Here is a 15,476-nt window from a genome sequence, read left to right as displayed (position 1 = left end):
CCGACTGGCCTGCACAGCTGGTACACAGGATGGGGACAGGCTCGGCACAGCGGGCCGGCCCACGATGGGGGACATGGTCATGGAGGGGCGGGCCGCGCAGGGCCGGATCGAGCTGCGCCGGCCGGACGGTGAGCCGGTGCGGGTGCTGGTGGTGGACGACGAACCGACGCTCACCGACCTGCTCTCGATGGCGCTGCGCTACGAGGGCTGGCAGGTCTCCACCGCCGCCAACGGGATCACCGCGATCGGCACCGCCCGGCAGTTCAAGCCGGACGCGGTGGTGCTCGACGTGATGCTGCCCGACCTCGACGGCTTCCAGGTGCTGCGCCGGCTCCGCGAGGAGGCCCCGACCGTGCCGGTGCTCTTCCTCACCGCGCGCGACGCGGTGGAGGAGCGGATCGCCGGGCTCACCGTCGGCGGCGACGACTACGTCACCAAGCCGTTCAGCCTGGAGGAGGTGATCGCCCGGCTGCGCGCCCTGCTGCGTCGCTCCGGGTTCGCGGTCGCCGCCCGGGAGGACGCGGTGCTCACCGTCGGCGACCTCAGCCTCGACGAGGACAGTCACGAGGTACGCCGGGGCGGCGACCTGATCACGCTCACCGCCACCGAGTTCGAGCTGCTGCGCTACCTGATGCGCAATCCGCGCCGGGTGCTGAGCAAGGCACAGATCCTCGACCGGGTCTGGAACTACGACTTCGGCGGCCAGGCCAACGTCGTGGAGCTCTACATCTCGTACCTGCGCAAGAAGATCGACGCGGGCCGCGAGCCGATGATCCACACGTTGCGGGGCGCCGGGTATGTCCTCAAGCCGGCGGAGTGACCCGGCGGGGCGGCTGCGGCGTCGGCTGGCCGGCTGGTCGCTACGCCGGCGGCTCGTGCTCTCCGTGCTGGCGCTGCTGGCGCTGGTCAGCGTCGGCATCGGCGGGGTGAGCACGGTCGCCCTGCGCCACTTCCTGGTCGGCCGGGTGGACAGCCAGCTCACCATGGGCGACCGGCGCACCGGCACCGACACCGACGACCTGCCGCCCTGGCTGCGTCAGCCGGGGGATCCGCGGCGGCCGGTGGACCACTGCGACCAGACCGCACCGGAGCCGCCGCGCGGATTTCCGCCCGGCTCGATCGCGATGCGGGTCGCCTGCGGGGTCACGACGGCGACCTCCCGAGCCGAGTCCGGGTCGGTCGACACCGTTCCCGCCGCCGACGTCGCCGCGCTTGCCGCGCTCCCGCTCGACGGGCGGCCCCGCACCGTCGAACTCGGCGGCCGGGACGACTATCGGGCGGTGGCCCATCGCACGCCCGACGGGGACGTGCTCAGCGTCGCCATCCCGCTCTCCGACGTCGAACAGACGGTCATGTGGATGATGGTCGCGCAGGTGGGGCTGGTCGGGGCGGGTCTGGTCATCGCGGGCGGCCTCGGCACGCTGATCGTCCGGGCCACCCTGCGGCCGCTGAACCGGGTCGCCGCCACCGCCGCCCGGGTCACCGAGCTGCCGCTGGACCGGGGCGAGGTGGCGCTGTCGGTGCGGGTGCCGGAGGCCGACACCGACCCGCGTACCGAGGTGGGGCAGGTGGGCGGCGCGCTCAACCGGATGCTCGGCCACGTCGCCGCCGCGCTCGCCGCCCGGCAGGCCAGCGAGACCCGGGTACGCCAGTTCGTCGCCGACGCCAGCCACGAGCTGCGTACCCCGCTGGCGGCGATCCGGGGATACGCCGAGGTGGCCCGCCGGGGCCGGGACGAGGTGCCGCCGGACGTGGCGCACGCGCTGCGCCGGGTGGAGTCGGAGAGCACCCGGATGACCAGCCTCGTCGACGACCTGCTGCTGCTGGCCCGCCTCGACTCCGGCCGGCCCCTCGCGGCCGAGCCGGTCGACCTCACCGCGCTGCTGGTGAACGCGGTCAGCGACGCGCACGTGGCCGGCCCCGAGCACCGCTGGCAGCTCGACCTGCCCGACGAGCCGGTGAGCGTCACCGGCGACGGCCACCGGCTGCACCAGGTGGTGGCGAACCTGCTGGCCAACGCCCGGGTGCACACGCCGCCCGGGACCACCGTCACCACCCGGCTGACCCCGGTGGCCGACGGCGTCGAAGTCAGCGTCGCGGACGACGGTCCCGGCATCCCCGCCGACCTCCAGCCGGAGGTCTTCGAGCGGTTCGCCCGGGGCGACAGCTCGCGCTCCCGCGCGCACGGCAGCACCGGCCTCGGCCTGGCCATCGTGGCCGCCGTGGTGGAGGCGCACCACGGCCGGGTCGACGTGGCCAGCCGCCCCGGGCAGACCGTGCTCACGGTCCGGCTGCCGGATTCCACAGCCGACGCATAGCTAGTTCATCGGGCCGGACCAGCGGGCCGCCCGACGCTTGCCGGCATGGACAGAACAGAGAGCCTGCTGACCGCGCCCACGGCCGGGTCGCCCGCGACCGACCCGGCCCCCGCGCCCGCCCCGGAACCGGTCCGGACTGAGGCGGCCCACCCGCCCGCCGAACCGCCGCGAAGGGACCCGCGCTGGGCGGGACCGGCCCTGGCCGCCCTGCTGCTGGCCACCGCGCTGCTCTACCTGTGGGGCCTGGGCGCCTCGGGCTGGGGCAACGCCTTCTACTCAGCGGCGGTGCAGGCGGGCTCTGCGAGCTGGAAGGCGTTCTTCTACGGCTCCTCCGACGCGGCCAACTCGATTACGGTGGACAAGACCCCCGCCTCGCTGTGGCTGATGGCGCTCTCCGTCCGGGTGTTCGGGTTGAGCAGCTGGTCCATCCTGGTGCCGCAGGCGCTGCTCGGGGTGGCCTCGGTCGGCGTCCTGTACGCGGCCGTCCGCCGCTGGTACGGCCCGGTCGCCGGGCTGCTGGCCGGCGCGGTGCTGGCGGTCACCCCGGTGGCCACGCTGATGTTCCGGTTCAACAACCCCGACGCGCTGCTGGTGTTCCTCCTGGTCGCGGCCGCGTACGCCACGGTGCGCGCGGTGGAGACGGCCAGCACCCGGTGGATCGTGCTGACCGGCGCGCTGGTCGGCCTCGGCTTCCTCACCAAGATGCTCCAGGCGTTCCTGGTGATCCCGGTCTTCGCCGGGGTCTACCTGCTGGCCGCGCCGACCGGCCTCTGGCGGCGGATCCGCCAGCTGCTGCTGTCCGGGCTGGCCGTGGTCGTCGCCGCCGGTTGGTGGGTGGCGATCGTGGAGCTGGTCCCGGCCGGTGCCCGCCCCTACATCGGCGGCTCGCAGCAGAACAGCATTGTGGAGCTGACCCTCAGCTACAACGGCCTGGGCCGGATCACCGGCGACGAGGAGGGCAGCGTCGGCCGGATGGGTGGCGGCGGCGGAGGTCCGTTCTCCGGCCAGAGCGGCCTGCTGCGGATGTTCGACACCGAGGTGGGCGGGCAGATCTCCTGGCTGCTGCCGGCCGCGCTGATCCTGCTGGTCGCCGGAGTGTGGCTGGCCGGTCGGGCGGCGCGGACCGACCGGACCCGGGCCGGGCTGCTGCTCTGGGGCGGCTGGCTGCTGGTCACCGGCCTGATCTTCAGCTTCATGTCCGGGATCTTCCACCCGTACTACACGGTGGCCCTGGCCCCGGCGATCGGGGCGCTGGTGGGCATCGGGGTGACCCTGCTGTGGCGCGCCCGGACCACCCCGCCGGCCACCGTCCGCACGCCCGGCTACGCGCCGGCCACGGCCGCCGGCCCGATTCCGCCGGCCGCGACGCTCGGCCCGGTCCCGCCGGCGCTCTCCGCTCCGGTACCGCCGGCGGTCCCCGCCGACCCGACCGGGTCGGGCCCGGTTCCGCCGACGGATCGCGGCTCGGTCGGGGCCGACGCGGGTCCGGCCGCGACGCCGGCCGGGGCCGCGCCCGCGACGAGTATGTCCCGCCCTGCCCCCAGCGGCGGCCCGGCACCGGCCGGCCGGCGCGCCCTCGCGGCCACCGGCACGCTCGCCGTCACCCTGGCGGTCACCGCCTGGTGGTCCTGGCACCTGCTCGGCCGCAGCGCCGACTGGCACCCGTGGCTGCGGAGTGCCGTCCTGGTGGTCGGCCTGGCCGCCGCCGCGCTGCTGCTGCTCGTCGACCGGCTGCCGCGCCGGTTCGCCCCGGTGGTGCTGGCGCTCGGCGCGGCGGCCGCCCTCGCCGGCCCGGTCGGGTACGCGCTGGAGACGGCGGCGACCCCGCACACCGGGTCGATCCCCAGCGCCGGGCCGGCCGTCCAGGGCGCCTTCGGTCCCGGGGGTCGCGGTGGCTTCCCCGGCGGCTTCCCGGGCGGCCGGGACGGCGGGGTCCGCGACGGCGGCACCGGCCAGGACGGCCAACTGCCCGGCGGTGCGAACGGTGGCACGGCGCAGAACGGCGAGTTCCCCGGCTTCCCGGCGGGCGGCCCGAACGGGCAGTTCCCCGGCTTCCCGGGCGGCGGTGGTTCGTCGCGGGGCGGCGGCATGGGCGGGCTGCTCGACGCCCGCGAACCGAGCGCGGAGCTCAAGGCGCTGCTGGAAGCCGACGCGGACCGCTACACCTGGGTGGCCGCGACCGTCGGGTCGAACAACGCCTCCGGCTACCAGCTCGCCGCCCAGGAACCGGTGATGCCGATCGGCGGCTTCAACGGCAGCGACCCGTCCCCGACCCTGGCCCAGTTCCAGCGGTACGTCGCCGAGGGGAAGATCCACTACTTCATCGGCGGCGGCGGGTTCCGGCCCAGCGGCGGCAGCAACGCCTCCCAGGAGATCGCCAACTGGGTCGCCGAGCACTTCACCGCGACGACCGTCGACGGCGTGACCGTGTACGACCTCAGCAGCGGAAAGCAGGGGTGACCATGACCTGGACGAGGGAACCCCGGGCGGCGGTGGGCGCCCGGTCGACGACGCCGACGGCCGTGCTGGACGTGGTGGTCCCGGTGTACAACGAGGGGGCCGACCTCGGTCCCTGCGTACGGCGGTTGCACGCCCACCTCACCGAGCACTTCCCGTACCCGTTCCGGATCACCGTGGCGGACAACGCCAGCGTCGACGGCACCCTGGCGGTGGCCGAGGCGCTCGCCGCGGAGCTGCCCGAGGTGGGCGTGCTGCACCTGGATGCCAAGGGTCGGGGCCGGGCGTTGCGGGCGGCCTGGTCGGTCTCCCCGGCGCCGGTGCTGGCGTACATGGATGTGGACCTCTCCACCGACCTGGCGGCGCTGCTGCCGCTGGTCGCGCCGCTCATCTCCGGGCACTCCGACCTGGCCATCGGCACCCGGCTGGCGCGGACCAGCCGGGTGGTGCGGGGCGCCAAGCGGGAGGTGATCTCGCGCGGCTACAACCTGCTGCTTCGCGGGACGCTCGCGGTGCGTTTCTCCGACGCCCAGTGCGGGTTCAAGGCGATCCGCGCCGACGTGGCGGCGGGCCTGCTGCCGCTGGTCCAGGACACTGGCTGGTTCTTCGACACCGAGCTGCTGGTCCTGGCCCAGCGGGCCGGGCTGCGTATCCACGAGGTGCCGGTGGACTGGGTGGACGACCCCGACAGCCGGGTGGACATCGTCGCCACCGCCGTGGCCGACCTGCGCGGCATCTGGCGGCTCGGCCGGGCGCTGGTGACCGGGGCGCTGCCCGTGGCGGACCTGCGCCAGCAGCTCGGCCGGGCGCCCCTGCACCCGCCGCCGGCCCAGGTGCCGGTCGGGCTGCCCCGGCAGCTCGCCCGGTTCGCGGCCGTCGGGGTGGCCAGCACGCTCGCGTACCTCCTGCTGTTCGTGCTGGCCCGGGGTCCGCTCGGGGCGCAGGCGGCGAACCTGCTGGCGCTGCTGGTGACCGCGGTGGCCAACACCGCCGCCAACCGCCGGCTCACCTTCGGCGTCACGGGTCGCCGGCACGCCGCCCGGCACCACCTCCAGGGCCTGCTCGCCTTCGCCCTCGGCCTGGCCCTGACCAGCGGGTCGTTGGCCCTCCTGCACGCGGCCGCCGGCACCCCACCCCGGGCCGTGGAGCTGGCCGTGCTGGTCGCGGCGAACCTGGCGGCCACCGCGCTCCGCTTCACCCTCCTGCGCCTGGCCATGCATCACCACCGCCGCTGACCCACCCGGTCCACCATGAGGTTGTTGTCGCGACACGCCGACGGACGTGACAACGACCTCATGGTCGCCGAGGGTGGGGGCATGTACCGGGAGCGGGCCGCGGTGGGGGTCGCCGGCGCGGTGGTGTGGGAGAGCGTCGCCGCCGGTGGCGCGCCGGCGCGGGTGCTGCCGGACGGCTGCCTGGACCTGCTCTGGTCCAGCCGGGCCGGCCTGCTGGTCGCCGGGCCGGATCGGACCGCCCACCTGTCGGCCAGCGCGCCGGGGGAGCGGTGGGTGGGGCTGCGCCTCCCGCCCGGCGTCGGACCGGCCGTCTTCGGGGCGCCCGCCCACGAGCTGCGGGACCAGCGGGTGCTCCTCGCCGACCTGTGGGGGCTGGCGGCCGCGGAGCTGGCCGACCGGATCGCCGGGGTCGCCGGCGTCGACCCCGGCCGCCACCACCGTGCCGGGCCGGTCCGCGCGGAACCGGTCGCCGCGCTGCTGGAAACCGTGGCCGCGGCGCGGCTGCGGGCGGCCGGCGGGCCGGACCCGCTCGGCGTCCGGGTCGCCGGCCGGCTGGCCGCCGGCGCGACCGTCGCGGCGGCCGCCGCCGAGGTCGGCCTCGGGGCGCGGGCCCTGCACCGGCGCAGCCAGCTCCTCTTCGGGTACGGCCCGAAGACCCTCGCCCGCATCCTGCGGATGCGCCGTGCCCTCGACCTGGCCCGCGCCGGTACCCCGCTGGCCGAGACCGCGGCGCTGGCCGGGTACGCCGACCAGGCCCACCTCACGAGGGACGTGAAGGAGTTCGCCGGCGTACCCCCGTCCCGCCTGCTGCCGGCCTGATCGGCGCGGCGGTGGGTCAGTCGCTCTTGAGCGGGGCGAACAGGTCGACGCCGTTGCCGTCCGGGTCGTGCAGGACCGCGTAGCGCTGGCCCCAGAAGGCGTCCCAGGGCGGCAGGTGACCGTGGTGGCCGGCGGCGGTCAGGTCCGCGTACCAGCGGTCCACCCCCGCCGGGTCGGTGCAGCGGAAGGCCAGGTTGGCCCGGGGGCTGCCGGTGGGCGGGGTGAAGCCCGGGTCGAAGCTGCGGATCGTCTCCACCGTGTCCCACGCCAGCCGGACGCCGTTGTCGAGGGTGACCTCCACGTGCGGTTCGCGTTCCGCGCCGGGTGGGACCGGCAGTCCCAGGCGGCGGTAGAAGTCGAGCGTGCGGCCCATGTCGGTGACGACCATGCCGATCAGGTCGAAGTGCGGTGTCATGGCGGCCACGGTAGGGGCCGGCGGGTCCGGTTGTCTTGAACGGATCGGACGGTGGCCGAGTGACCGTTGTGGCCCACGGTTTCGCCCGAAGGCGTACGGTGAATGACAAGTCCGGCTTAGAGGGGCGAAAGCCCGTATATCGGGCTGGGCTTCGACAAGCGGGCGAGGGGAAGGGAGCAGCCGTGACGCACCTGGCCTACCTGGACGCGGGGTCCGGCAGCCTGATCGTGCAGGCGGTGGTCGGCGGGGTCGCCGGCGCCGCGGTGGCCGTCAAGCTCTACTGGCGTCGCCTGGTGGCCCGGTTCCGCCGCCAGCCCACCGACCAGGGCTGACCCGCGTGGCCGTCTCCGACCCCGGCGTACGCGTCGAGCCGGGCTCCTTCCGTGACCCCGGCAACCGGGTCTTCCACCGCCGTGGCGAGGTGTTCCGCGGCCTGGACGACCGGTCCGCCCGCGACTGGCGGGCCCTCGCCGCCAGCGACTTCTTCCAGGAGCTGCTCGCCTCCGGGAAGGTCTGCGGCACCGAGGAGCTGATCCCCACCCCGGTCGACGTGCCCTGGGCGGCGGTGCTCCGGCACGAACGCATCCCGTTCGTCTCCCACCCCTACGAGTGGTCGTACGGGATGCTGCGCGACGCCGCCCTGCTGCACCTGGAGATCCTCGCGGCGGCCCTCGACGCCGGGTTCACCACCAAGGACGGCTCCGCCTACAACCTCCAGTGGCGGGGCGTCGCGCCGGTCTTCATCGACATCGGCTCGTTCGAGCCGGCCCGCGACGGGGAACCCTGGGCCGGCTACCGGCAGTTCTGCCAGACCATGCTCTACCCGCTGCTGCTCCAGGCCCACCTCGGGCTCGACTTCCAGCCCTGGCTGCGGGCCCGGATCGACGGCATCGAGCCGGACCAGATGCGCCGGCTCTTCGGCGGCGCCCGCCGGCTGCGGGCCGGGGTGCTCACCCACGTCCACCTGCACGGCGCGATGCAGGCCCGCAACGCCCGCGCCAGCACCACCGACGTCCGCGACCAGCTCCGGGCCGCCGGATACTCCCGGGAGCTGGCCCTGGCGACGGTACGCGGGCTGGCGAAGCTGGTCCGCCGCCTGGACCACCGGCCCGGGGAGAGCCACTGGGCGGACTACCAGCGCAGCTGCGCGTACTCGGTGGCCGACCGGCAGGTCAAGGAGCAGTTCGTCGACCGGGCGGTGGCCGCCACCGGCCCCGGGTTGGTGCTCGACCTCGGCGCCAACGACGGCCGGTACGCCCGGATCGCCGCCCGGCACGCCGACCACGTGGTGGCGGTCGAGCAGGACCCGACCGTGGTCGACACCCTCTACCGGGCACTGCGGGACGAGCGGGAGCGGCGGATCCTGCCGCTGGTCATGGACCTGGCCGACCCGTCGCCCGGCGGCGGCTGGCGGGGCGTCGAGCGGGCCGCCTTCGCCGACCGGGCCCGGGCCGACGTGGTGCTCGCCCTGGCGCTGGTGCACCACCTGGCGATCGGCCGCAACGTCCCGCTGGCCCAGGTGCTGGACCAGCTCGTCGGGTTGGCTGCGGCCGGCGGCACGCTGGTGGTGGAGTTCGTCCACCCCCAGGACCCGATGACCCGCCGGCTGCTGGCCAACAAGCCGGACGGCCTCTTCCCGGACTACCGGCGGGAGACGTTCGAGGCGCTGCTCGCCCGGCACGGCCGGGTCGCGCACCGGGCCCAGCTGCCCTCCGGCACCCGGACGCTCTACCAGGTGGTGGTCGGTGGCTGAACGGACCCTCGCGCCCCCACCCGTCCGGCCGGCCCCACCGGAGCCGCCCCGGCGCCGGGGCACCTGGCGGGCCGAGCTGGGCCGCCTGGCGGAGGTGCTGGCGCTGGTCGGCCTGGTGGTCACCCAGCCGCTGCTGGACGTGCTCGGCCGCAGCCCCGACTTCTTCCTGTTCCACCAGGCCACCCGGCTCGACGTGCTGCTTCTGGTGGCCCTGGTCGCGGTCGCGCCGACGGTGCCGCTCGCCCTGCTCGGCGCGGCCAGCCTGCCCGCCGGTCGGGTCGCCCGGGCGGCCGTGCACACCCTGCTGGTGGGGCTGCTGCTGGCCGCCCTCGCCGTGCAGGTCGGGCGGCACACCACGCCGCTGCGGGGCGTACCGCTGCTGCTGGCCGCGGCGGTGGCCGGGGTCGCCGGGGCGGCCGCGCACCGGCGGTGGCGGGCGCTCACGCGGGTGCTGCGGGTGGCCGCGGTGGGGCCGGTGGTCTTCGTCGGCCTGTTCCTGTTCGCCTCGCCCGCCTCGGCGGTGGTGCTGCCGCGCGGCCACGGCGGCGCCGCCGGGGTGGCCGGCGCCGGGGCGCACCCACCGGTGGTCATGATCGTGCTGGACGAGCTGCCCCTGGTCTCGCTGCTCGGGCCGGACGGGAAGATCGACGCCACCCGGTACCCGCACTTCGCCGAGCTGGCCGCCGGCTCGACCTGGTATCGCGACGCGACCGGGGTCAGCGGCTGGACGCCCTACGCGCTGCCGGCCATGCTGACCGGCCGCTACCCGGCCGAACCGTTCGCCCCGCACTACTCGCAGTACCCGGACAACCTGTTCACCGCCCTCGGCGGCCTCTACGAGGTCAAGGCCGAGGAGAGCATCACCCGGCTCTGCCCGCCCAGCCGCTGCGACCAGCCGGTCAGCCCGCAGCAGGGGCTCGGGGTGCTGGTCCGGGAGAGCGGCAAGCTGCTGCGCCAGGTCACCGCGCCGGTGGACAGCCGGGCCGACCCGGAGGACTCGTACCGGGAACTGACCCGGGCCGAGGCGGGGCTGGACGCCGCCGAACCGGTCCCCGACGACCCGAAGTTCCGCTGGGACACCCTCGACGACAACCAGCCGGCGCGCTTCACCAGCTTCCTGGCCGGGCTGCGCCCGTCCGCCCGGCCCACCCTGCACTTCCTGCACCTGCTGATGCCGCACTCGCCGTGGGCGTACCTGCCCTCGGGGGCGCACTACGCCGCCCCGGAGGACCTGCCCAACGACGGCGTCGGCTGGGTCGACCTGGCCCGGGCGCGGCATCTGGCCCAGCTCGGCTACACCGACCGGCTGATCGGGGAGACGCTGCGCACCCTGCGCGCCACCGGCCTGTACGACAAGGCGCTGATCCTGGTCACCGCCGACCACGGGGTGAGCTTCCGCAAGGACTGGCAGGGCCGGGGCCTGGACGCCATCAACCACGCCGCCGACCAGGTGGCCTGGGTGCCGATGTTCGTCAAGGAGCCGGGCCAGCGCGCCGGCAAGGTCGACGACCGGAACTGGGAGCACGTGGACCTGCTCCCCACGATCCTGGACGAGACCCACATCCGGGTGCCCTGGCGGATGGACGGCCGCTCGGCGAAGCAGGCCCCGCGGGCGCGGGCCGACAAGCGCTTCTACGACCGGCCCGGGCAGCCGCTGAAGATCACCGGCGGCGTGCCGAGCCCGCCCGCCGCGCCCGCCCCGGACCCGCTGGTCGGCACCCGGGTCGGGGACAGGCCCGCCGGGGGTACGGCGACCGTGGCCGACCTCGACGCGTTCCGCGCCGTCGACCCCGCGCACGGGGAACTGCCGGCCCTGGTCTGGGGCACCGTGCCCGCCTCGGTGCCGGACGGGACGAGGCTCGCGGTGGCGGTCAACGGCACGATCGGTGCGGTCGTCCCGGTCGTCCCGCCGGACCAGGGCGGCCGGCGGTTCGCCGCCTTCCTTCCCGACGACCGGCTCTTCGCGGCCGGGGTCAACCGGCTGGACATCTACCGGATCGGCGCCGACGGCGGCCTGCGCCGGCTCACCCTCTCCTGATGGCCGCGTGGCCGTCGGTGGCGGTCGGGCCGGCACCGACCTGGGCGCGCTTCCACAGGGTTTCCCAGCCGGCAAGTCGGGAATCGGGTGACGCATACCTCACCCTCGAACCACGACGAGCGGTGTCCTCCCTATCGTGACTACGGTAAAAGCGAAGGCAATTCAACGAAGATCTTGCCGGCGAAGCGAGGAACACATGACGGAAGTCAAGCTCGACCACCCCGGTGGGCAGCTGTCGATGCCGGTGCAGTCCGCGGTCGAGGGCCCCGCCGGCATCAAGGTGGGCAGTCTGCTCAAGGAAACTGGGATGACCACCTACGATCCCGGTTTCGTCAACACCGCGTCATGCTCGTCCGCGATCACCTACATCGACGGTGACGCCGGCATCCTGCGGTACCGGGGCTACCCGATCGAGCAGCTGGCCGAGAAGTCCTCCTTCCTGGAGGTCTCCTACCTGCTCATCTACGGGGAGCTGCCCACCCAGGCGCAGCTGACCGAGTTCAGCGAGCGGGTCCGGCGGCACTCGCTGCTGCACGAGGAGATGCGCCGCTTCTTCGACGGCTTCCCGCGTGACGCGCACCCGATGGCCGTGCTCTCCTCCGCGGTGAGCGCCATCTCCACCTTCTACCAGGACAGCCTGGACCCGTTCGACTCCGAACACGTGGAGATGTCCACGGTGCGGCTGATGGCGAAGGTCCCGACCATCGCCTCGTACGCCTACAAGAAGTCGATCGGCCAGCCGCTGCTCTACCCGGACAACTCGCTGGGCTACGTCGAGAACTTCCTCCGGATGACCTTCGGTGTGCCGGCCGAGTCGTACGAGGTCGACCCGGTGGTGGCCCGGGTGCTGGACATGCTCTTCATCCTGCACGCCGACCACGAGCAGAACTGCTCCACCTCGACCGTGCGGCTGGTCGGCTCCAGCAACGCCAACCTCTTCGCCTCGGTCTCCGCCGGCGTGAACGCGCTCTTCGGCCCGCTGCACGGCGGCGCCAACCAGGCCGTCCTGGAGATGCTCCAGCGGATCCAGGCCGACGGCGGCGACGTCCGCACCTTCGTGCAGAAGGTGAAGAACAAGCAGGACGGCGTGAAGCTGATGGGCTTCGGCCACCGGGTCTACAAGAACTACGACCCGCGCGCCGCCATCGTGAAGAAGGCCGCCCAGGACGTGCTCGACCGGATGGCCAAGCCGGACCCGCTGCTGGACCTCGCGATGCAGCTCGAGGAGATCGCCCTCGCGGACGACTTCTTCGTCTCCCGCCGGCTCTACCCGAACGTGGACTTCTACACCGGCCTGATCTACAAGGCCATGGGCTTCCCGACCAAGATGTTCACGGTGCTGTTCGCCCTGGGCCGCCTCCCCGGCTGGATCGCCCAGTGGCGCGAGATGATCAACGACCCGGAGACCAAGATCGGTCGCCCCCGGCAGATCTACACCGGCTACGCCGAGCGGGACTACGTCCCCGCCGAGCAGCGCTGACCCCGGTCTGACGCCGAAGGCCGCCGACCCCTGCGGGTCGGCGGCCTTCGTGTCGGTTGTGGGCCGGTGCCTCAGCCCACCAGGGAGCGGAGCGGGATCTGCGCGTCCCGGAGGGCACTGACCAGGTCACGCAGGAACGGGTGCTCGTCGGCCTGCAGGCCGTCCGGGTTCGGGATCACCAGGTAGGCCGATCCGTTCATCACGGCGACCCGGGCGGTGTCGGTGTACCGGGCGACCACCGCTGCCGCGCGGTCCCGGTCGCCGGCCGCCACCTCGACCGTGATCGGCCGCCACTCGCCGCCCAGGTTGCTGGCCACCGGCTGGGCTGCGGCCGCCGCCCGGGCGGGGGCGACGCCGGTCGCGCGGGCGCCGGCGCGGTTCGTCGCACCCGACGGGTAGAGCAGGGCGTTGGCCACCAGGTGCTGCGCGTTCTCGATGTACGCCCGGAAGAGCGGGTTGAACGCGAACAGCACCGCCCGGCCGGCGCCGGTCGGCTCGTCAACCAGCGCGGCCGTCCCCTTCAGCGCGTCGCTGCCCACCGAGTAGCCGTTCGACCAGAAGGTGTTGTCGGACGGGTAGCTGAGCACGTTGGTGCCGGTGCTGCTCGGGGTCAGGATCGAGTCGTCGTTGTTGAACGCGAAGTCCTCCGCCGGGCGGCCCAGCGCGACCGGGCTGTCCTGATCGACGTCGACCCGCAGTTGCGAGCCGGGCACCTGGTAGCCGCCCGGCTTCGCCTTCTCCGTCGTCGAGGTCAGTCCGGCGGCCCGGGCCATCCGGGTGCCCTCGTTCCGCAACCCGATGTAGGTGTGGCCCTGGGCGATCCAGTTCCGCAGATTGGCCTGCCCGGCGGCGGTGAGCCCGCCGGTCGCGCTGCTGCCGTCCGGCACGAGCAGCACGGTGCGCTCGGTGAACGCGGGGGTGTTGTCGTTGATGTCGGCGGTGGTCACCGGCTTCAGGTCGAGGCCCCACCGCTTGCCCAGCACGTACCGGGCCTCACCGTGGGAGCCGGAGGTGGTGGAGATGCCGGTGCCCCGGAACAGCCCGACGTCCGGCAGGTCCACCGGGGTCCCGCTGGCTGCCGCGTCGTTCGGGGCCAGGGTCACCCCGAGCGACCGGGCGACCTGGTCGAGCTCCGAGGTCAGGCTCTTCGCGGGGAAGCCGACCACGCTGGTCTCGAGGTCACGGACCAGCGGCACACCCTGGCCGAGCAGCCGGAAGGTGAGTTCAGCCGCTGCCGCGGAGTCCAGCGGGTACGCGTACGAGCCGAACGCCGGCGCCGCTGAGGTCTTGCCGCCGGAGATCTGCCGGACCAGTTGGGCCTGGGGCCGGACGTCGTCGCCGGTGTAGATGGTGTCCACACCCATCAGCAGCGGGTTGCTCCAGGACGACACGTCGTAGAAGTACGGGAACGGCACGTAGGCGTCCTCGCCCATGATCGCCTGGATCCAGTGCTTCTGCGGCTGGTCCATCGGGATCCAGTACGCGCCCACGGGCACCGCGACGTCGCTCGCGGTGCGCCCGCCGAAGACGCGGGCCGTGGGGACCGTGGTCGGCTTGGTCACCTCGTACACCTCGACGTCCATCCGGCGCAGCCGCTCGACCAGCCGGCGCACGTCGCCGAGCTGGCGGTCGGGCAGCAGGAAGTACGAGCGGATCTTGACGTCCGGCACCGGGAACTGGACGGTGTTGGTCGGCTGGACCACCTCGTTCGGCTCCAGCGTGCCGACCTTGCCCTCCGCGAGCGCGTCCGTCCAGATCTTGAAGTAGCCGCTCAGCACCTCGTGCTTGTTGGCGGCGGCCCAGCCGAGGGTTGCCCACTGGGTGTGGAACTGCTGCTGGACCCGGTCGGCCACCGCCGACGCGCTGCCCTTCTCGAAAGTCATGCCGGCTGCGCCGAACCCGGCGGCCGGGACGGTGTCGCCGTACCCCATGTAGAACAGGTCGTATCGCGCGTAGTTGAAGTAGCACTCGGTGGTGACGGTCTCGCCGCAGGCGCCGTTGAAGCCGAAGCCGGCCTTGTTGGCCTCGCCGATCCGGTTGATCCAGTCGACGTTCTCGCTGGCGATCTCGTGGTGGATCGGGTCGGCGTTCGGCGGGAAGAAGTACTGCCGGCCGCCCATCTCGTGCGCGTCGATGAAGACCTGCGGCGGGTACTGCCGCAGGAGTTCGATCTTGCCGTCGGTTTCCTGCTGGGTACGGGCGAACCAGTCCCGGTTCATGTCGAAGCCGTACTCGTTCTGCCGGCGGGTGGCGTCGCGGCCGTCCGGGTTCTGGGTTGGCACGATGACGGTGACCAGGTTGTCGTTCCGCTCCGCGACCGCGCAGGACAGTCCGGAGGCCAGCTCGTACAGGGTCTTGAGGGCGGCGTCCGTGCCGCTCTTCTCGCCGCCGTGCACGTTCGCGGTCACCCAGACGATGGCCGGGCGGTCGGTCGCGGTCTCGGCGGCCCTCTTCGCCGTGGTCCGGCGCGGGTCCCGCAGGTCGCGGATGTCCCTGGCGATCTGCTGCAGGGCGCCCGGCTGGACGTGCCGCTCGTTGGAGACGATGGCGTACGGCAGCGGCTGGCCGAGCACGCTCGTCGCCATGACGCCGGTGACCACCCGGTCGGAGGCGGCGTCGACGGCGTTCAGGTAGCTGCGGACCTCGTCGTTGGTGACGACCCGCTCCTGGCCGGCGCCGAGCGGGAAGCCCAGCGCGGACTCCGGGCTGGGCACGGTGGACAGTCGGGCGGCCGGGTCGGTGCTGCAGCTGGGGGGAGTGGGGGCGGCGCCGGCCGGGGCGCCACCGAGCATCGGCGTGATGCCGGCCAGCAGGAGCAACGCTGCGGCGCTGGCCGTTCTCTTGACGGGGACCGCCCCGGGCGGACGCTTCGACAGGCGCATCGGGATGCCTCTCTTCGCTTGGGTGAGATCAACCGATCTCGATCGAAACCCTATGATCTGCGCTTTTCCGCGGTCAAGA

Annotated in this window: 11 protein-coding genes; 9 read left to right on the top strand and 2 right to left on the bottom strand. The window is 73.8% G+C overall.

Translation table 11 applies throughout. The annotated features are described in order from the left end of the window. The first annotated feature begins 79 nt into the window (after positions 1–79). The 5 genes from Q2K19_RS29935 to Q2K19_RS29915 all read left to right on the top strand — a co-directional run bounded on the left by Q2K19_RS29935 (position 80) and on the right by Q2K19_RS29915 (position 6,829). Entirely contained in the window at positions 80–820 is a 741-nt protein-coding gene (locus Q2K19_RS29935) for a response regulator transcription factor (protein ID WP_302772832.1), read from the top strand. Between the two features lie 25 nt (positions 821–845). After that, on the top strand, positions 846–2,318 hold the full coding sequence (locus Q2K19_RS29930; protein ID WP_446839782.1) for a HAMP domain-containing sensor histidine kinase: 1,473 nt from the start codon (positions 846–848) through the stop codon (positions 2,316–2,318). A gap of 45 nt (positions 2,319–2,363) precedes the next feature. After that, positions 2,364–4,778 (top strand): ArnT family glycosyltransferase, encoded by a 2,415-nt coding sequence (locus Q2K19_RS29925; RefSeq protein WP_302765509.1) that lies wholly within the window; start codon positions 2,364–2,366, stop codon positions 4,776–4,778. A gap of 2 nt (positions 4,779–4,780) precedes the next feature. Continuing rightward, on the top strand, positions 4,781–6,010 hold the full coding sequence (locus Q2K19_RS29920) for a glycosyltransferase (protein WP_302765508.1): 1,230 nt from the start codon (positions 4,781–4,783) through the stop codon (positions 6,008–6,010). 81 nt (positions 6,011–6,091) lie between these two features. Further along, positions 6,092–6,829 carry a helix-turn-helix domain-containing protein gene (locus Q2K19_RS29915; protein ID WP_302772830.1) on the top strand — a complete coding sequence of 246 codons (738 nt, stop codon included), beginning with the start codon at positions 6,092–6,094 and terminating at the stop codon, positions 6,827–6,829. A gap of 16 nt (positions 6,830–6,845) precedes the next feature. On the opposite strand, the gene Q2K19_RS29910 is transcribed toward Q2K19_RS29915, so the two are convergent. Then, on the bottom strand, positions 6,846–7,244 hold the full coding sequence (locus Q2K19_RS29910; RefSeq protein WP_302765506.1) for a VOC family protein: 399 nt from the start codon (positions 7,242–7,244) through the stop codon (positions 6,846–6,848). 182 nt (positions 7,245–7,426) lie between these two features. Between Q2K19_RS29910 and Q2K19_RS29905 the strand changes: the two genes are divergently transcribed. The 4 genes from Q2K19_RS29905 (at position 7,427) to Q2K19_RS29890 (ending at position 12,515) form a co-directional block, all read left to right on the top strand. Further along, on the top strand, positions 7,427–7,576 hold the full coding sequence (locus tag Q2K19_RS29905; protein WP_302765505.1) for a hypothetical protein: 150 nt from the start codon (positions 7,427–7,429) through the stop codon (positions 7,574–7,576). A gap of 5 nt (positions 7,577–7,581) precedes the next feature. Next, a complete protein-coding gene (locus Q2K19_RS29900; RefSeq protein ID WP_302765504.1) occupies positions 7,582–8,997 on the top strand; it encodes an SAM-dependent methyltransferase in 1,416 nt (471 codons plus the stop codon). After that, a complete protein-coding gene (locus Q2K19_RS29895; RefSeq protein WP_302765503.1) occupies positions 8,990–11,035 on the top strand; it encodes a sulfatase-like hydrolase/transferase in 2,046 nt (681 codons plus the stop codon). The genes Q2K19_RS29900 and Q2K19_RS29895 overlap by 8 nt, the downstream gene beginning before the upstream one ends. Before the next feature lie 196 nt (positions 11,036–11,231). Then, a complete protein-coding gene (locus Q2K19_RS29890; RefSeq protein ID WP_302765502.1) occupies positions 11,232–12,515 on the top strand; it encodes a citrate synthase in 1,284 nt (427 codons plus the stop codon). A gap of 71 nt (positions 12,516–12,586) precedes the next feature. Here Q2K19_RS29890 and Q2K19_RS29885 read toward each other — a convergent pair whose 3' ends face one another. Then, positions 12,587–15,397: a M14 family zinc carboxypeptidase gene (locus tag Q2K19_RS29885; RefSeq protein ID WP_302765501.1), complete on the bottom strand. Its 2,811-nt coding sequence runs from the start codon at positions 15,395–15,397 to the stop codon at positions 12,587–12,589. Positions 15,398–15,476: the final 79 nt, after the last annotated feature.

The sequence above is a fragment of the Micromonospora sp. NBRC 110009 genome, from assembly GCF_030518795.1.
Classification (GTDB): Bacteria; Actinomycetota; Actinomycetes; order Mycobacteriales; family Micromonosporaceae; genus Micromonospora.
Note: the sequence above shows the minus strand (reverse complement) of the source record. Positions and strands in the feature narration are given on the sequence as shown.